Annotated in this window: 12 protein-coding genes; 6 read left to right on the forward strand and 6 right to left on the reverse strand. The window is 72.4% G+C overall.

The genetic code is table 11. The annotated features are described in order from the left end of the window. The first annotated feature begins 43 nt into the window (after positions 1-43). On the forward strand, positions 44-1,882 hold the full coding sequence (locus ACFYYN_RS15515) for an alpha-galactosidase D (protein WP_500546208.1): 1,839 nt from the start codon (positions 44-46) through the stop codon (positions 1,880-1,882). Positions 1,883-2,093: 211 nt separating this feature from the next. Here ACFYYN_RS15515 and ACFYYN_RS15520 read toward each other — a convergent pair whose 3' ends face one another. From ACFYYN_RS15520 to ACFYYN_RS15530, 3 genes are all read right to left on the reverse strand, one after another. Beyond that, the gene (locus ACFYYN_RS15520; RefSeq protein ID WP_500363238.1) at positions 2,094-3,380 is read right to left on the reverse strand and encodes an ATP-binding protein; all 1,287 of its coding nucleotides are present in this window, start codon (positions 3,378-3,380) and stop codon (positions 2,094-2,096) included. A 45-nt stretch (positions 3,381-3,425) separates the two neighbouring features. Beyond that, positions 3,426-3,800, reverse strand: coding sequence for an ArsR/SmtB family transcription factor (locus tag ACFYYN_RS15525; RefSeq protein WP_500324553.1), 375 nt, complete (start codon positions 3,798-3,800; stop codon positions 3,426-3,428). A gap of 199 nt (positions 3,801-3,999) precedes the next feature. Further along, complete coding sequence (locus ACFYYN_RS15530; protein ID WP_499515781.1) at positions 4,000-4,374, reverse strand: roadblock/LC7 domain-containing protein; 375 nt, start codon at positions 4,372-4,374, stop codon at positions 4,000-4,002. A 522-nt stretch (positions 4,375-4,896) separates the two neighbouring features. On the opposite strand from ACFYYN_RS15530, the gene ACFYYN_RS15535 reads away from it, so the two are divergent. Beyond that, positions 4,897-5,589, forward strand: a complete 693-nt coding sequence (locus ACFYYN_RS15535) for a hypothetical protein (RefSeq protein ID WP_500546395.1) — start codon at positions 4,897-4,899, stop codon at positions 5,587-5,589. A gap of 7 nt (positions 5,590-5,596) precedes the next feature. Here ACFYYN_RS15535 and ACFYYN_RS15540 read toward each other — a convergent pair whose 3' ends face one another. Beyond that, positions 5,597-6,520, reverse strand: coding sequence for a LysR family transcriptional regulator (locus tag ACFYYN_RS15540; RefSeq protein ID WP_500546209.1), 924 nt, complete (start codon positions 6,518-6,520; stop codon positions 5,597-5,599). A 102-nt stretch (positions 6,521-6,622) separates the two neighbouring features. Between ACFYYN_RS15540 and ACFYYN_RS15545 the strand changes: the two genes are divergently transcribed. Continuing rightward, positions 6,623-7,753, forward strand: coding sequence for a DMT family transporter (locus ACFYYN_RS15545; RefSeq protein WP_500546210.1), 1,131 nt, complete (start codon positions 6,623-6,625; stop codon positions 7,751-7,753). Between the two features lie 910 nt (positions 7,754-8,663). Here the strand turns inward: ACFYYN_RS15545 and ACFYYN_RS15550 are convergent. Continuing rightward, positions 8,664-9,752, reverse strand: a complete 1,089-nt coding sequence (locus ACFYYN_RS15550) for a mandelate racemase/muconate lactonizing enzyme family protein (RefSeq protein WP_500546211.1) — start codon at positions 9,750-9,752, stop codon at positions 8,664-8,666. Between the two features lie 46 nt (positions 9,753-9,798). Further along, the gene (locus tag ACFYYN_RS15555; RefSeq protein WP_500546212.1) at positions 9,799-10,953 is read right to left on the reverse strand and encodes an ROK family protein; all 1,155 of its coding nucleotides are present in this window, start codon (positions 10,951-10,953) and stop codon (positions 9,799-9,801) included. 422 nt (positions 10,954-11,375) lie between these two features. Here ACFYYN_RS15555 and ACFYYN_RS15560 point away from each other — a divergent pair, with 422 nt between their 5' ends. The 3 genes from ACFYYN_RS15560 to ACFYYN_RS15570 all read left to right on the forward strand — a co-directional run bounded on the left by ACFYYN_RS15560 (position 11,376) and on the right by ACFYYN_RS15570 (position 15,504). After that, positions 11,376-13,451 carry an alpha-galactosidase D gene (locus ACFYYN_RS15560; protein ID WP_500546213.1) on the forward strand — a complete coding sequence of 692 codons (2,076 nt, stop codon included), beginning with the start codon at positions 11,376-11,378 and terminating at the stop codon, positions 13,449-13,451. A 71-nt stretch (positions 13,452-13,522) separates the two neighbouring features. Then, the gene (locus ACFYYN_RS15565; protein WP_500546214.1) at positions 13,523-14,566 is read left to right on the forward strand and encodes a carbohydrate ABC transporter permease; all 1,044 of its coding nucleotides are present in this window, start codon (positions 13,523-13,525) and stop codon (positions 14,564-14,566) included. Between the two features lie 11 nt (positions 14,567-14,577). Next, a complete protein-coding gene (locus tag ACFYYN_RS15570; RefSeq protein ID WP_499515789.1) occupies positions 14,578-15,504 on the forward strand; it encodes a carbohydrate ABC transporter permease in 927 nt (308 codons plus the stop codon). Positions 15,505-15,507: the final 3 nt, after the last annotated feature.

Raw genomic sequence — 15,507 nt, forward strand, 5'->3', positions numbered from 1 at the left:
GCACCGCACCCGCCGTACCCCCCACCCCCAGGAGGCCCGACCCATGCGGTCACCCTCGCGCTCCGCCCTGTCCTCGACCGCCGCCAGGACCCTGCTCGTCCTGGCCCTCACCGCCGGCGTGTCGGCCGCCGTCCCCGCCGCCGGGGCGACCGGCCCCGACGGCGTGCCCGCCGCGACGGCCGGGACCACCGCCGTCACCGCGCACCAGGTCGCCGCCAAGCCCTACATGGGCTGGTCGAGCTGGAGCATGCAGTCCTCGAAGTACCCCGGGCTCAACCCCACGGGCGACTACAGCTACCTGACCGAGGCGAACGTCCTCAAGCAGGCCGACGCCATGGCCGCCAAGCTCAAGAAGTACGGCTACAACTACGTCAACCTCGACGCCGGCTGGTGGCGCGACCAGTCCTGGAAGCCCGAGTTCGACGCGTACGGCCGCCAGACCCCCGACCCCGAGCGCTTCCCGCGCGGCATGAAGGCGGTCGCCGACCACGTCCACGCCAAGGGCCTCAAGGCCGGCATCTACCTGCCGGTCGGCCTGGAGAAGGAGGGGTACGGCGACGGCAAGGTGCCGATCTGGAACACCACCGACTGCACCACCGCCGACATCGTCTACGACGACCTGCGCACCACCAACGGCTGGGACAGCTCCTACAAGATCGACTTCTCGAACCCCTGCGCGCAGAAGTACGTCGACTCCCAGGCGCGGATGATCGCCGACTGGGGATACGACTTCCTGAAGATCGACGGCGTCGGTCCCGGCTCCTTCAAGAGCGGTGACAACTACGACAACCGCGCCGACATCGCCGCCTGGCAGAAGGCCATCGCCGCCACCGGCCGCCCCATCCACCTCGAGCTGTCCTGGTCGCTGGACATCGGCCACGTCGCCGACTGGAAGAAGTACTCCAACGGCTGGCGGATCGACACCGACGTCGAGTGCTACTGCGACACCCTCGTCTCCTGGGAGAACTCCGTCGACGACCGCTTCGCCGACGCGGCCGCCTGGAGCCGGCACGGCGGCCCCGGCGGCTGGAACGACCTCGACTCCCTCGACGTCGGCAACGGCCGGATGGACGGCCTCACCAAGGCCGAGCGGCAGACCTACATGACGCTGTGGGCCATCGCCAAGTCCCCGCTCTACACCGGTGACGACCTCACCCGCCTCGACGACTACGGGCTGTCCCTGCTGACCAACCGCGAGGTCATCGCCCTCGACCAGTCGAGCACCCCGCCGGCCCGCCCGGTCACCCCCGTGGGCGACCAGCAGGTCTGGGCCGCAGAGAACGCCGACGGCAGCTACACCGTCGCCCTGTTCAACCTCGGCGACGCCCCCGCCGCCGTGACCGCCGACTGGACCTCGCTCGGCTTCTCCGGCCGCGCCTCGGTCCGCGACCTGTGGAACCACGAGGACCTCGGCTCCCACCGGGGCAAGGTCACCATGTCCCTTCCCGCGCACGGCTCGCGCCTGTTCACCGTCACCCCGCACGGCCCGGTCCAGCCCATGACCGGCTACGAGGCGGAGGCCCCGGGCAACACCCTGGCCGGCAACGCCTCCCTCGCCGACTGCGGTGCCTGCTCCGGCGGTAGGAAGGCCGGCAACCTCTACCTCGGGGGCTCGCTCCGCTTCAACGACGTCGTGGTGAAGAAGGCCGGCACCTACATGATCAAGGTCGCCTACGTGAGCGGTGACGCCCGCACGGTCCGGGTCTCCGCCAACGGTGGCGGCGCCACCGCCCACACGTTCCCGTCCACGGGCGACTGGGGCACCGTCGAGGCGGTCAGCCTTCCCGTCACGCTGAAGGCGGGCGCCAACACCGTCACCTTCGACAGCGCCGACGGTTACGCCCCGGACATCGACCGGATCGACGTGCCCGAGCTGTCCTGACACCCCGTGGGGCCCGGCACGCGCCGGGCCCCACGGCGGGCCGAAGGCAAGGTGGGCCGGCAGACACGGACGGGGGAGCGCGTATCTGCCGGCCCACGATCACCATAGGGCTCCGAGGGGGGTCGTCGCCCGGGCATCGCCGATGTCCGCCGCTTTCGGCCACGAACCCGGCGCGGAGCGTCCAGCCGCCTTCCGCCGCGCCCCGCGTGCCTCACACGCGGGCGGCGGAGCGCAGGTCGTGGTCGAAGGCGCGGATGTCCTCGGTCGTGAGGGTGGCGCGGGTGCGGGCGACCGCCTGCAGATAGTCCTCGGTGCGGTGCGTCAGGTCCGCCGTGCTGCGCGGGTCCGTCGCCAGGTGCCGTTCGAAGGCGGTCTGCGCGGCGGCCTGCGCCGCGTACTCGATGTCCGCCGGTGTGAAGCGGTCGCTCGCCTCGACCAGCGCGTCCAGGTCGATGCCCGCCACCCGGTCCGGACCGATGTAGCGGATCCAGATCGCCCGGCGGGCGGAGGGGTCGGGCGGGCCGACCGGGATCAGGAAGTCGAAGCGGCCCGGCCGGAGGAAGGCCGGGTCCAGCGAGCGCACGGCGTTGGTCGCGCAGATCAGCAGCCGGCGCTCGCCGCGCCGGAACTGCGGGATGAGCTTGAGGAGCTCGTTGGTCACCCGGTGGGCCAGGGTGGACGGGTCCTGCCGCTCCGAGGCGATCTCCTCCGCCTCGTCGAAGAAGAGCACCACCTGCTCCAGGTGCTCGACCCGGGCGAAGAGCCGCCGCAGCCCGTCGGCCACGCCGTGCGCGTCCTCGGCCAGCTGGTACGGGAGCACCTCGATGAACGGCCACGCCAGCCGGGAGGCCACGGCCTTGGCGAACGTCGTCTTGCCGGTGCCCGGCGGACCGAAGAGGACCACCGCACGCGGCGGCACCAGGTGGTAGCGCTCCGCGACCCCGGGGTTCTCCAGCGGCAGCACCAGCCGCCGCTCGATGAGCGCCTTCTCCGCGGTCATGCCCGCGATGCGGTCCCACAGTCCGTGCTCCGGGACCGCCCCGCCGAGCTGGTCGAGCAGGGTGTCCTGCGCGGAGTCGGCCGACAGCAGCTTCTCGAAGTAACCGAGCCCGGGGCGGAAGGAGTACCCGGAGTTCCGGAACGCCTGCTCACCGACCTCGCCCTCGGGCAGCAGCGCCCCGATCCGGCGCATCCCTGCCTGGCTCAGGCTGTCCTCCAGGGCCGCCAGCAGCGCCGAGCCCATCCCGTGGTGGCGCCACTGCCGGGCGATGGCCAGCCGCAGCACCCAGGCGCGCTCCTGGGCCGTCGAGGACACCGCCGCCCCCACGACCCGTTCACCGACCATCGCCACCACGGCGGGCGCTCCCGCGCGCAGCGCGCCGACCACCTCCGCCAGGGTCACCGCGGGGTCCTCGGTCGTGTCGCGCGACTCCTCCCAGATGCGCACGACCTGGTCCAGGTCGCCTTCCTCCAGATCACGTACCCGCCAAGGCGTCATCGCGCTCACCTCCCGACCATTCTGGCCCAGGTGGCGCCGGAGCGCTCAGCCGGCGGGGTGGCCGACCTGTTCCTGCGCGCGCCCGGGCGGGGCGTCGGCCTGGCGGAGCTCGGCGAGCAGTTCGGTCTGCCCCGCGAGGAGTTCGGTGAGGATGCGGCGGGCCGCGCGCAGGAGTTCGGCGACGTCCCCGCCGGCGAGGGCGTAGCTGACGGTGGAGCCCTCGCGGATCGACACCACGATGCCGGACCGGCGCAGCACCGCGAGCTGCTGGGACAGGTTGGAGGGCTCGATCTCGATCTCGTTCAGCAGGTCCCGTACCGGCACCGGGCCGTTCTGGAGCAGCTCGAGGACCCTGATCCGCACGGGGTGCCCGAGCATGCGGAAGAACTCGGCCTTGGCCTGGTACAGGGGTACCTGCATCGTGTGTCGCTCCTGCCCGGTCTCCGACGGCCCTTCCCGTACGCGCCGGCGGCTGCTCCCGCTGCCGCCGGCGCGACACCACGTCCAATCCTTCCCCTTCCGGGGCCCGTGCACCGCCGTGCTTGTGCGGATCAGGATGTGCCGAATTGAAGGATTCTTCAATTCCCGGGCGCACGGAGCCCCGAGGGAGGAACGGCGGCTACAGCTCGAGGTCGGCCTCGATGCGCCGGAGGCGATGGCGGGCCATCGCGAGGTTCGCGTTGCGACGGTCGAGCACGAGGTAGAGGAACAGGCCGTTGCCGTCGCGGCTCTTGAGCAGCCGGATCAGGTGGTACTGCGTGTTCATGGTGATCAGGACGTCCTCGATCTCCTCCTTGATGCCCAGTTCCTTCATCGTCCGGGCCTTGGCGCGGATCACGTCGGTGTTGCCGGCGGCCGCGACGGTCAGGTCGAGGTCCTTGCCGCCACCGATCGTGCCCAGCGCCATGCCACTGGTGTAGTCGACCAGGGCAGCGCCCACGCTGCCCTCGATCGACGTCATCGTCTCCTTGAGGGAGGTCTCCACATTCGCCATCGGCGTCCGCTCCTTGCCGTCGCTCTCCAGGCGTCCGCGCGTCCGCGCGTCGCCGCCCCGGTTGGTGACGGAGAAGCTACTGAACGTGACGGGCCCCGTGGGGGAATCGGCGATGCCGGGGAGCGGACCGGAGCCCCCGGGTAGGATGCGCCGCCCCCCCCCCCCCCACGTCGACCTCGGCGCGAGCCGCGGCAGCCACTCGTGCCCCTCGTCCACGTCGCTCGCGGTCCCCGCGGTCTGGGCAGCCGTACGACCGTGTCGCTGCCCAGGCGGTACATGACGTCGGAGGTGCCGGCCGACCCGGTGGGGGTGAGCGGGAGGTCCGCCCAGTGGGGGAACCGCGCGTGCAGCAGCCGGCGTACCGGCGCCGCGTCGATCCCGCCCTGGTCGCCGCTCAGGGTGCGCGGGGGCATGTCCGCCTTCCGAAGTGGTCCCGCGTGACCGTGCTCAGCAGCACCGGGGGCGTGCGCGGCACCGGAATTCCGCGGACGCGGGGAGCCCCGGGTGGGGGACGCCGGAGCCATGGGCTTGGATGTGCGCGTGACCGTTCATGACGTTGCCCCCCGACTGCCCTCCATCGCCGAACTGCGCGACCACTGCCGCGCGCTGGCGATGCTCGACGCGATCCTCAGCCCCGAGTGGGAGATGCGGTACCACTCCTTCGACGCCGTGTGGGACACGGGGGAGGAGATGGCCTCCCTGCGCAACGGGTCGGGAGACGAGTACGCGATCGTGTTCTGCGCGGCCGGGGCCTTCATCCGCGGCTTCGACCACGAGTCCCCCGTCAGCCCCTACGGTTCGGAGGACCACGAGCCCTGGCCGGGGGTTGTCGACGAGGTCCCCGAGGCCTTCCGTCCGTACGTCGAGGAGCCGGCGTTCTGCGACGAGGATGGCGTGCCGGTCGCGACCGTCTGCCTGTGGCGCGCAGCCGGGGACGACGCGTGGCGCCACGGGTCCGTCGACCTGCCGGAGGACCGCGAGGACGCCGACGGCGCGTCGTACCTGTTCCGGCTGCTGACCGACCGGTCCCCCGAGGCGTTCCGCGCCTTCGCCGAGGAGTACTACGAGGTGCCGGTCGACCTGGACGCCGTGCGCCATGTCCACGCGCTGCGCCCGCTCACCCCGGAGGTCGTCGCGAGGCTGAACACGGAGGTGACGCTCGACGGTCTGGCCGAGGACATCGCGGGCATCGGCTATCCGCGGGGCGCCGCCTGACGGCAGGTCAAGGGCGCGCGGGCCGGGCAGTGCCCGCCGTGCCCCGGGCGACGTCGCGCAGCGCGTCGAGCAGCCCCCGCAGTGCCGGCTGCCGCAGCGACGTCTCCCGGACCGCGGCGTGGACCGCCCGGACGGGTTCCGGGCCGCGCACCTTCCGTACGACGACCCCGGGGTGGTGGTGCGCCAGCGCGGCCAGCGGCAGCAGGCTCACCCCCAGCCCGGCGGCCACGAACCCCTGCGCGGTGGCGTAGTCCTCGCTCTGCACCACGACGGCGGGGCTGAAGCCGGCCGCGGCGCACGCCCGGAGGATCAGCTCCAGGCACGAGCCGTCCGGGGACTCGCTGCCCACCCACGGCTCACCCGCGAGGTCGGTGAGATCGAGCACCCGCTTCGCGGCGAGGCGGTGGCCCTTGTGGAGGACCGCACGGTAGGGGTCGTCCCGCAGGTGCACCAGGCGCAGCCCCTCACGGCCCTGCCCGCGCGGCCGCACCACGATCGCGAGGTCCGCGCGGCCCTTCTCCACCTCCGGCAGCGGATCGCCGGGGTCGACCAGGCCGAGGTCGATCCGCACCCCGGGGTGCTCGCGGCGCAGCCGCGCGACGGCCGGGGCCACCAGGTCGGCGCCCGCCGTCGGGAAGTAACGCACCGTCAGACTGCCGGTGCGGCCCGCGCGCAGATCGGCCAGCGCCGTCTCGGCCTCGGCCACCTCCCTGCCGATGCGGGCGGCGTACTCGGTGAGCAGCAGCCCGGCGGGCGTCGGCTGCACCCCGCGCCCCACCCGTTCGAGCAGCGGGACCCCGGCCTGCCTCTCCAGGACGGCGATCTGCTGGCTGACGGCCGAGGGTGTGTAACCGAGGTGAGTGGCGGCCGCGGTGACCGACCCGCTGGTCACCACCGCCCGGAGGACCTGCATGCGGCGCACGTCGAGCATGTAGCTCAGCTTAACGGTACGTGCGTGAACCTTCGCTTGTGCCACCAGGACGGGTGGGGGAGCGTCGTGGGTGACGGTGACGCGAGACGACGGGAGGCCGGCGTGTCCGGTGGCGGAGGCGGCGTGAGGGCGCTGCTGCGGATGGCGGTGCTGGCCCTGTTGTGGGGGTCGACCTTCCTGTGGATCAAGATCGCGCTGGAGGGACTGCCGCCCGCCTGGGTCACCTTCCTGCGCTGTGCCTGCGGCGCGGCCCTGCTGCTCGTGCTCTGCCGCCGCGCGGGCCTGCGCCTGCCGCGGGGGAGGCTCCTCTGGAGCCGTCTCACGGTGGCGGCCCTCCTCTGCAACGCGCTGCCGTTCCTCCTCTTCAGCGTCGGCGAGCAGAGCGTCGACTCCGGGGTGGCGGGCGTCCTCAACGCCACGACGCCGCTGTGGTCCCTGCTCATCGGTCTCGCCCTGGGTGCGGGACGACGCGCCGTTCGCGGACCCCGGCTCGGTGGCCTCCTCGCCGGGTTCGCGGGTGTCCTCCTGATCTTCGCCCCCTGGCACCGGTCGGGCCTCGCGAGCTGGGGCGCCCTGGCCCTGCTGGGTGCGGCCGCGAGCTACGCGCTCGCCTTCGCCTACATGGGGCGCAGGCTCATCCCCACGGGTGCGGGCGCACTCCCGCTCGCCGCGGGCCAGTTGACCGCCGCGACCGTGCTGAGTGTGCCGGCCCTGCTCGTCACCGGCACCACCGGGACCGCGGTGACCGTGCGCTCGACCGTCGCGGTGCTCGCCCTCGGCGTCCTGTGCACGGGCGTCACCTTCCACCTGACGGTGCGCATCATCGCCGACGAGGGCGCGACGGACGCGGCAACCGTCGGCTACCTCCTCCCCGTCGTGTCGGTGGGGCTCGGCGCGCTCGTCCTCGACGAGCCGGTGGGCGCCCGGGTGGTGGCCGGCATGCTGGTCGTCCTCGTCGGGGTCGGGCTCACGCGGTCGCGAGGGTTGCGCCTACGCCCGTGGCGGCGGCATGCCGACGCCACGGGCGAGGGCGGCGACGACCGCGCAGGCGTGCACGGGCAGACGCACGGCCGCCCAGTCGGCAGCGGCACGGAGGAAGCCCGCCAGGTCCCGCTCGGCGTCCGCGACCCCGCGCCGCAGCACGTCGACGTCGACCTCGAACGCCGGGCTGTCGTCCCGCCCCGCGTCGACGGTCAACCGGATGACGTCTCCGCGCCGTTCGGCGAGCGGTGAGGGGTCGTGGCCGAGCCACGCGTCGCCGGTGCCGTCGAGGACGTCCAGCCACTCGCGCCAGTCCTCCAGCCCGCTGCAGCAGCCCGGGCGTACCACCTCCAGGTCGCCGGCGGTGCCGGTCACCTGCAGTCCGCCCGGTGCCTGGACGTCCTCCCCGGTCAGCAGCCCCCGCAGGAAGCCCTCGACCGGGTCGCCGGGCCGGGCGGGCGGGGCCTCGTCGTCCCTCCGGGCATCGTTGTACGCGGCGATGGTCATCACGGCCGCGCCGACCTCGGGGGGTGCCAACGCGCCGTGGAGCGGCATGAAGGTGAACGGCTCCCGCTCGGCCACCGGCCAGAGGGCGAAGCCGTCCGCGGTCCCCAGTTCCAGCACGGGCTGCACGACGATCACCGCCCGAGTCTGCCCCGGCCCCCGACCGGGCCGCCTCCCGTTTTCCGGCGGCCGGGACGCCGCGGTGGTGGTCGGCAGCCCGGTCCAGCGCATCCCGCCTGACTGCTGCCGTCGCGATCGCCGACCCTGGGGGGTACCGCGCGATGCGGGCCCACGGCGGCGGGTTCGGGCGCTGCGGGCGAGGCGTTCCGACGGGTGAGGCCGGGTGTCGGCGGTGAGCCGTGTCGAACGGCGGGAATCGCGCCGCAGGTTGAGGTGGCTTGCGGGCGCTCGGCCGGCGCCGTGGCCGGTGCGAGGCCACGCCGGTGGGATCGTGCCGACCGGCTGCGGTGAGGGTGGGGCCGGGTGTCGCAGGTACGGCCGGCCGAACGGCCGCGCTCGCCCGAGGCCGTGGCCGGTTCCGGTACCGGGACGGCACTGCCGGTGCGGGGCCGTGCGGGCGGGCGGCGGCGACGGGTGACACCGTAGGTGAGCCGGGCCGGACGCAGCCTCGGCCGGCGCTTTCGGAAGCCCGGCCCGGTCACACCACCCGCAGGGCCTCGATGGCGTCCTCGTCCCAGTCGATGCCGAGCCCCGGGGTCTCGGGCGGCACGACGTGGCCGTCGACGACCGTCAGGGGGGTGCGGGTGATGGCGTCGAGCTGCGGGATGTGCTCGACGTACGTGCCCGGGGGCACCGCGCAGGCCAGGCTCGTGTGGAGTTCCATCAGGAAGTGCGGGGCCACCTGGACGTTGAAGGCCTCCGCGGTGTGCGCCGCCTTCAGCCACGGGGTGATCCCGCCGACGCGCGCCACGTCGACCTGGACGATGCCCGCCGCGCCCGCGGCCAGGTACTCGGCGAACCGGCCCACGCCGTAGAGCGACTCGCCGACCGCGACCGGGATCGAGGTCGACGCGGCCAGCCGGACGTGCCCGGACAGGTCGTCCGCGGGCAGCGGTTCCTCGAACCAGGCGAGGTCGTACGGCTCGTAGGCGCGGGCCCGGCGGATCGCCTCGGCGCCCGTCATCGACTGGTTCGCGTCCACCATGAGCACCCAGTCCGGCCCGACCGCGGCGCGGACCGCCGCCAGCCGTTCCACGTCCTCGCCCACGGTGGGCTTGCCGACCTTGACCTTCGCGCCGCGCAGCCCGCGCTCCTTCGCCCGCAGCGCGCCGGCGGCGAGTTCGTCGGGCGTCAGGTGCAGCCAGCCGCCCTCGGTGTCGTACAGCGGCAGCCGCTCGTGCGCGCCGCCCGCGAGCCGCCAGAGGGGTTCGCCGGCGCGCAGGCACCGCAGGTCCCACAGGGCGGTGTCGACCGCGGCCAGCGCGAGGGAGGTGATGGCCCCGACCGAGGTGGCCCGGGTGACCGACAGCAGCCGCTGCCACAGCGCCTCGACGGAGCGGGCGTCCGCGCCCGTGAGCAGCGGCACCAGGTGGTCGCGGAGCAGGGCGAGCACCGAACTGCCGCCCGTGCCGATGGTGTACGCGTACCCCGTGCCCGTGAGGCCGTCGTCCGTGGTGAGAGAGACCAGGACCGTCTCCTGGCGGACGAAGGTCTGCAGGGCGTCGGTGCGCAGCACCTCGGGTTCGAGGAAGACCATCCGGCACTCGGCCTTCGTGATCCGGCTCATGACGGCGACCAGCCTTCCGGGGGAGGGGGGTTCACACAGGGGGAGGTCACTTCACGGGGGCGAAGACCCGCTGCGCGGCGACGGCCGCGCCGCCGCGCGCCCACTCCTCGAAGGGCAGCGGACGCACGACGAGGTCGCAGTCGGCCGCGGCCCCGAAGGCGTGGTCGGCGAAGGTCTGCCGGATCTGGTCGGCGAACAGGTCGTACGAGGCCACGCCCTCGCCGGAGATGATGATGCGTTCCGGGCCGATGAGGTTGGCCACCGACGCCATCGCCAGACCCATCACGTGCCCGGCGCGGGAGAAGACCGCGCGGACGGCGGCGTTGTCGGTGTGCGCCAGCCGTACGGCCTCCTCCATCGTCAGCGCGGGGTCGCCGGTGGCCTGCCGGGCCTGCTCGGTGATGGCGTGCGTAGAGGCCACCGTCTCCACGCACCCGGTGTTGCCGCAGGTGCAGGTGCGGTCGGTGCCGCCGACGGGAAGGTGCCCCACCTCGCCGGACACCCCGTGGGCCCCCGACACCACCCGGCCGCCGATGGACAGCCCGCAGCCGATGCCCGCGCCCACCGTGACCAGGGCGAACGAGGACAGCCCCACCCCGGCGCCGAACCACTGCTCGGCGACGGTCAACGCGCGCACGTCGTTCTCGATCACCGTCGGGATGCCGGACGCCGACTCGACCAGCTGCGCGAGCGGCACACGGCGCCAGTCGAGGAACGGCGAGTACTGCACGGTGCCGGTCTGCCCGTCCACGTCGCCGGAGATCGTGACGCCGACGCTGTGGACGGCGTCGTCCCCCTCCGCACCCGCGGCGGCGCGCAACTGCCCGATGAGCCGGGAGATCACCAGCACCACGGTCCCCACGTCGCGGGAGTCCAGCGCGGCGCGCCGGGAGGCCAGCGGCCGGGCGGTCAGGTCGGTGAGTACGCCGATGAGTTCGTCGCCGGTCACCTTCACGCCGACGAACCGCGCGCGGTCGGCGCGGACGGCCATCGGCGTCGCGGGGCGGCCGCTGGCCCGCTCCCCGGCCGGCCTGCCGAGTTCGGTGATCCAGCCGTCCGCCAGCAGGGGAGTGGCGGCCTTGGTCACCGCGCCCGCCGACAGGCCCGTGCGCCGCCCGATCTCGGCCCGGGTGAGGGGGCCGTGGACGAGCAGGGTCTGGAAGACCAGGACGGCGGCGGGGGGCTGGTCGGCAAGGCTCATGGCCGGACCATACCTTTCCAAGGGAAAGTAAGGAAGGGGCCCACTCATCCCATCTTTGGGTGGGGAGGTTGGGATTCTGGTGAAGATTTTCCGGCGAAGACCGCAGCTTGGCGCTGCAGACATCGGATTTTTGTCGCCGAATATGTTGACGCTGGAAGGAAACCCTGGCTACATTCGCCGCACTCCTCGCCCGGAGCGGACGAAGCGCCCCCCGCCGAGGAGCGCGACCGGAGCCTCCCCCCGGTCGCAGCACGCCCGCCCTCGGTGGTGTTCCGGGACGACCGCCACCGAGGACGCCCCCTGCCTGCCGTACCCCCTGCCCACTCGAAGCGGACGCCGTCGCGCCGGGATGGAGTGCCCCCATGGCTCGTTCAGCTGTACTCGCACGTCTCAGATGGCCCGTGCCGCGTCGGCCCGGCGGCATGCGCAGGGCCGCCCTGCCCGCGCTCGCCGCCACCGCGCTCGCCACGGCCCTCGCCGTACCCGCCGCCGCGTCGCCCGCCGCGCCCGCGTCCTCCGCCTCCTCCGCGTCCCAGGCGGAGGCCCCCGGTTCCCAGGCCGCCCCCGTGGTGGCCGCCAAGCCCTACATGGGGTGGAGCAGCTGGAGCCTGGAGTCGACCAACTTCCCCGGCTACGGCGGGTCCTGGCTCACCGAGCCCCATGTGCTGCAGCAGGCCGACATCCTGGCCTCCAAGCTGAAGCGGCACGGCTACGAGTACGTCAACGTCGACGCCGGCTGGAACGTCGGCAGCGAGACGAACAAGAGTCTCTCCGACGAGTACGGCCGCCCCGTCGCGGACCCCGTGAAGTTCCCGCACGGCATGAAGTGGCTCGGCGACCAACTGCACGCCAAGGGCCTGAAGTTCGGGCTCTACCTGGCGGTCGGCCTGTACATCGACACGTACAACGACGGCAAGACGCCGATCCACGGTGCGCCGGGGTGCACGACCAAGGACATCGTCTACCCCGACCTGCGCAAGACCAGCGGCTGGGACAACGTCTCCTACCAGCTGAACTTCGCCAGCCCGTGCACCGAGAAGTACATCCAGTCCGTCGCCGACCAACTGGCGGGCTGGGGCGTGGACTTCCTGAAGATGGACGGTGTCGGCCCCGGCTCCAACCAGGGCGACGCGGCGCACGACAACGTGCCCGACGTCAAGACCTGGCACGCCGCGCTGCAGCGGACCGGCCGCCCCATCCAGTTCATCCTCTCCTGGTCGCTCAGCCACGACAAGGCCGACGTCTGGAAGGAGAACTCCAACGGCTGGCGCGTGGACACCGACGTCGAGTGCTACTGCGACACCCTCGTGACCTGGAACAACTCGGTCAAGCAGCGGTGGAACGACGTCGTCCCCTGGATCGACGACGCCGGGCCGGGGCACTGGAACAACCTCGACTCCCTCGACGTCGGCGCCGGCCCGCTCGACGGCCTCAACGAGGTCGAGCGGCAGAGCCACATGACGCTCTGGGCCATCGAGAGCGCCCCGCTCTACATCGGCGACGACCTCACCAAGCTCGACCCGTACGGCCTGTCGCTGCTCACCAACGACGAGGTCATCGCCGTCGACCAGGCCGGCAACCCGGCCAAGCCGCTCAGCCAGGACAGCCCGCAGCAGGTCTGGTACGCCCGCAACGCCGACGGCAGCTACACGGTGGCCCTGTTCAACCTCGGCAAGGGCTACTCCGACGTGACCGCCGACTGGAGCGAGCTGGGCATCAGCGGCAAGCCCGCCGTCCGTGACCTGTGGAGCCGCAAGAACCTCGGCAAGGTCGCCGACGGCTTCACCGACAACCTGCCGCCGCACGGCTCCCGGCTGCTGCGCGTCACCCCGGCGAACGTCACCGGAAAGCCCGGTGTCCCGCTCGGCGTGCGCGCCACCGCGTCCACGGCCGGCAGCGTCTCGCTCACCTGGGATGCGGTGAACACCGGCACCGCCACCACCGGTTACGACGTGTACGCGGGCGCCGCCAAGGTCGCCACGGTGGACGGCACCTCCGCCACCGTCACCGGGCTGCAGGCCGCCACCGGGTACGCCTTCACCGTGGTCGCCCGCGACGGCCGCGGCCGTACGTCCGCGCCGAGCAACGCCGTCCCCCTCACCACCCCCGCGGCCGACGGGCCCACCTCCTACGAGGCCGAGGCGTCCGGCAACCCCCGCACCGGCAACGCGAGCGTCGGTGACTGCTCCCGGTGCTCCGGCGGCAAGAAGGTCGGCAACCTGGGCGGCGACGCCTCCGTGACGATCAAGGACGTGACGGCGCCGAAGGACGGCACCTACCTGATGGAGGTGGACTTCACCGACGGCTCCTCGGGGCGCACGGCCGTGGTCACCGTCAACGGCACCGCCTTCCAGCTCCCGTTGCACGGCGGCAACGACAACGACTGGGGCCGCCCGCGGTCGGTCACCGTGCCCGTCCACCTGAAGGCCGGGGCCAACACGATCGCCTTCGGCAACCCGTCCGACTACGTCTCCGACGTCGACCGGATCACCGTCTGACCGACGGCCGGTCCGGCATCGGGCACCGTCCCATCCACCCGTCCGACCCGACGCACGCAAAGGAGAGTGCCGTGGTGGTCACATCGCAGGACAACCACACGACGCCGGTGGCACCACCGTCCGGCGCAGCCGGCGCGGGGGCCACCACGGCCTCTTCCACCCCCGGGACCCGCGGGCCGCTGAAGGCCCGCAAGCACACCGGCGGCCGCAGGCCCGGGCGCGCGACCGCGACCCGGTCCGCGGCGGCCAGGCGGCGTGACCTGCCGGTCGCGCTGCTGCTGATCCTCCCCGCCGTGGTGGGGTTCACGATCTTCTACGCCTACCCGACCCTGCGCGGCATCTACCTCGGCTTCACCGAGTTCCACGTCCTCACACCGCCGCGCTGGGTGGGACTGGCCAACTTCCACGAGATGTTCGGCGACGGGGTCTTCTGGCACTCCCTCCTCGTCACCCTCTGGTTCGTGGTCCTGTCCGTCGTCTTCGGCACCCTGATCTCCCTGGTGACCGCGGTCGTGCTGCACCGCGTCACCGACTCCTCGATGCTGCGCGGCGTGATGCTGCTGCCCTTCCTCATCTCCAACGTCATCGCCGCCCTGGTGTGGCAGTGGATGCTCGACCCGCACCTCGGCGTCATCAACATCGTGCTCGACCACGTCATCGGCCACCCGGTCCTCTTCTTCGGCAGCGGTCCGTGGGCCATCCCCTCGCTCGCCGCCATCAGCGTCTGGAAGTGGATGGGCTACTACTCCCTGCTGATCTTCGCGGGGCTGCAGACCATCCCGTCCACCATCTACGAGGCCGGCCGGGTGGACGGCGCGAGCGAGTTCCAGATGTTCCGCCGGCTGACCGTGCCGCTGCTGCGGCCGATCCTCGTGATGGTGGTGGTCCTGACGGTGATCAACGCCTTCCAGGTCTTCGACATCGTCGCCGTCACGACCAGGGGCGGCCCCGCCAACGCCTCGAACGTGCTGCAGATGTACATCTACGACAAGGCCTTCCGCCAGTTCGACTTCGGCTACGCCGCGACCATGTCGCTGGCCCTGTTCGTCCTGCTCATCACGGTCACCTTCACCCAGCTCCGGCTCGCGCGGGCCGACGAATCCGACCTGAACTGAAGGAGGCCCCGATGACGGTCACCCTGGCACCCCGTACGAAGACCGTGCGGCGCCCCCGCACCCGCAAGGCGACCCCCGGCCGGATCGTGGCCTGGGCCTACCTCGGCCTCGTGTCGCTGATCACCCTCTTCCCCTTCTACTGGATCGTGCGCACCGCGCTGTCCAACAACTACCGGCTGGCCACCGACCCCTCCTCGCCGCTGCCCGTCGGCTTCACCTTCGGCGCCTTCAAACGGGCGCTGGGCCTGGCCTCCATCGCCGAGGCACAGGCCCAGGGCGGCTCGGGCGCGTCCCTCGACATCGCCCTGTACCTGCGCAACTCGCTGATCTACGCCTCGGTGCAGACCGTGCTCATCGTGCTGTTCTCCTCCTGCGCGGCCTACGCCTTCTCCCGGCTGCACTGGCGCGGCCGCAACCTGGTGTTCGGCATCCTCATCAGCGCGCTGATGGTGCCGAGCGTCTTCACGCTGCTGCCGAACTTCGTGTTCATCAAGGACGTCGGCCTCACCAACACCTTCGCCGGTCTCATCCTCCCCGGCGGGCTCTTCCAGGCGTTCACGGTGTTCTTCCTGCGGCAGTTCATGCTCGGCCTGAGCAGCGAGATCGAAGAGGCCGCGATCATCGACGGCGCGGGACCGCTGCGGATCCTCTACCGCATCATCCTGCCGATGTCGGCGGCGCCGATCGCCACCGTGTCGCTGCTGATGTTCGTCAACGCCTGGAACGACTACATGTGGCCGCTCCTGGTCACCAACGACGCCAGTGTGCAGCCGCTGACGCTCGCCCTCGGCGTCTTCAAGCAGTCCTCGCCGCAGGCCGCCCCCGACTGGGCCGGGTTGATGGCCGCCTCCCTGATCGCGGCGCTGCCGATGCTGCTGCTCTTCCTCGCCTTCGGCAAACGGATCGTCAACTCCATCGGCTTCTCCGGGCTCAAGTGACCG

It is taken from the genome of Streptomyces sp. NPDC001902 (assembly GCF_042891295.1).
Classification (GTDB): Bacteria; Actinomycetota; Actinomycetes; order Streptomycetales; family Streptomycetaceae; genus Actinacidiphila.

Coding starts and splice junctions, on each gene's coding strand:
- ACFYYN_RS15515 (WP_500546208.1), top strand. CDS start 44: ATGCGGTCACCCTCGCGCTCCGCCCTGTCCTCGACCGCCGCCAGGACC.
- ACFYYN_RS15520 (WP_500363238.1), bottom strand. CDS start 3,380: ATGACGCCTTGGCGGGTACGTGATCTGGAGGAAGGCGACCTGGACCAG.
- ACFYYN_RS15525 (WP_500324553.1), bottom strand. CDS start 3,800: ATGCAGGTACCCCTGTACCAGGCCAAGGCCGAGTTCTTCCGCATGCTC.
- ACFYYN_RS15530 (WP_499515781.1), bottom strand. CDS start 4,374: ATGGCGAATGTGGAGACCTCCCTCAAGGAGACGATGACGTCGATCGAG.
- ACFYYN_RS15535 (WP_500546395.1), top strand. CDS start 4,897: ATGGGCTTGGATGTGCGCGTGACCGTTCATGACGTTGCCCCCCGACTG.
- ACFYYN_RS15540 (WP_500546209.1), bottom strand. CDS start 6,520: ATGCTCGACGTGCGCCGCATGCAGGTCCTCCGGGCGGTGGTGACCAGC.
- ACFYYN_RS15550 (WP_500546211.1), bottom strand. CDS start 9,752: ATGAGCCGGATCACGAAGGCCGAGTGCCGGATGGTCTTCCTCGAACCC.
- ACFYYN_RS15555 (WP_500546212.1), bottom strand. CDS start 10,953: ATGAGCCTTGCCGACCAGCCCCCCGCCGCCGTCCTGGTCTTCCAGACC.
- ACFYYN_RS15560 (WP_500546213.1), top strand. CDS start 11,376: ATGCGCAGGGCCGCCCTGCCCGCGCTCGCCGCCACCGCGCTCGCCACG.
- ACFYYN_RS15570 (WP_499515789.1), top strand. CDS start 14,578: ATGACGGTCACCCTGGCACCCCGTACGAAGACCGTGCGGCGCCCCCGC.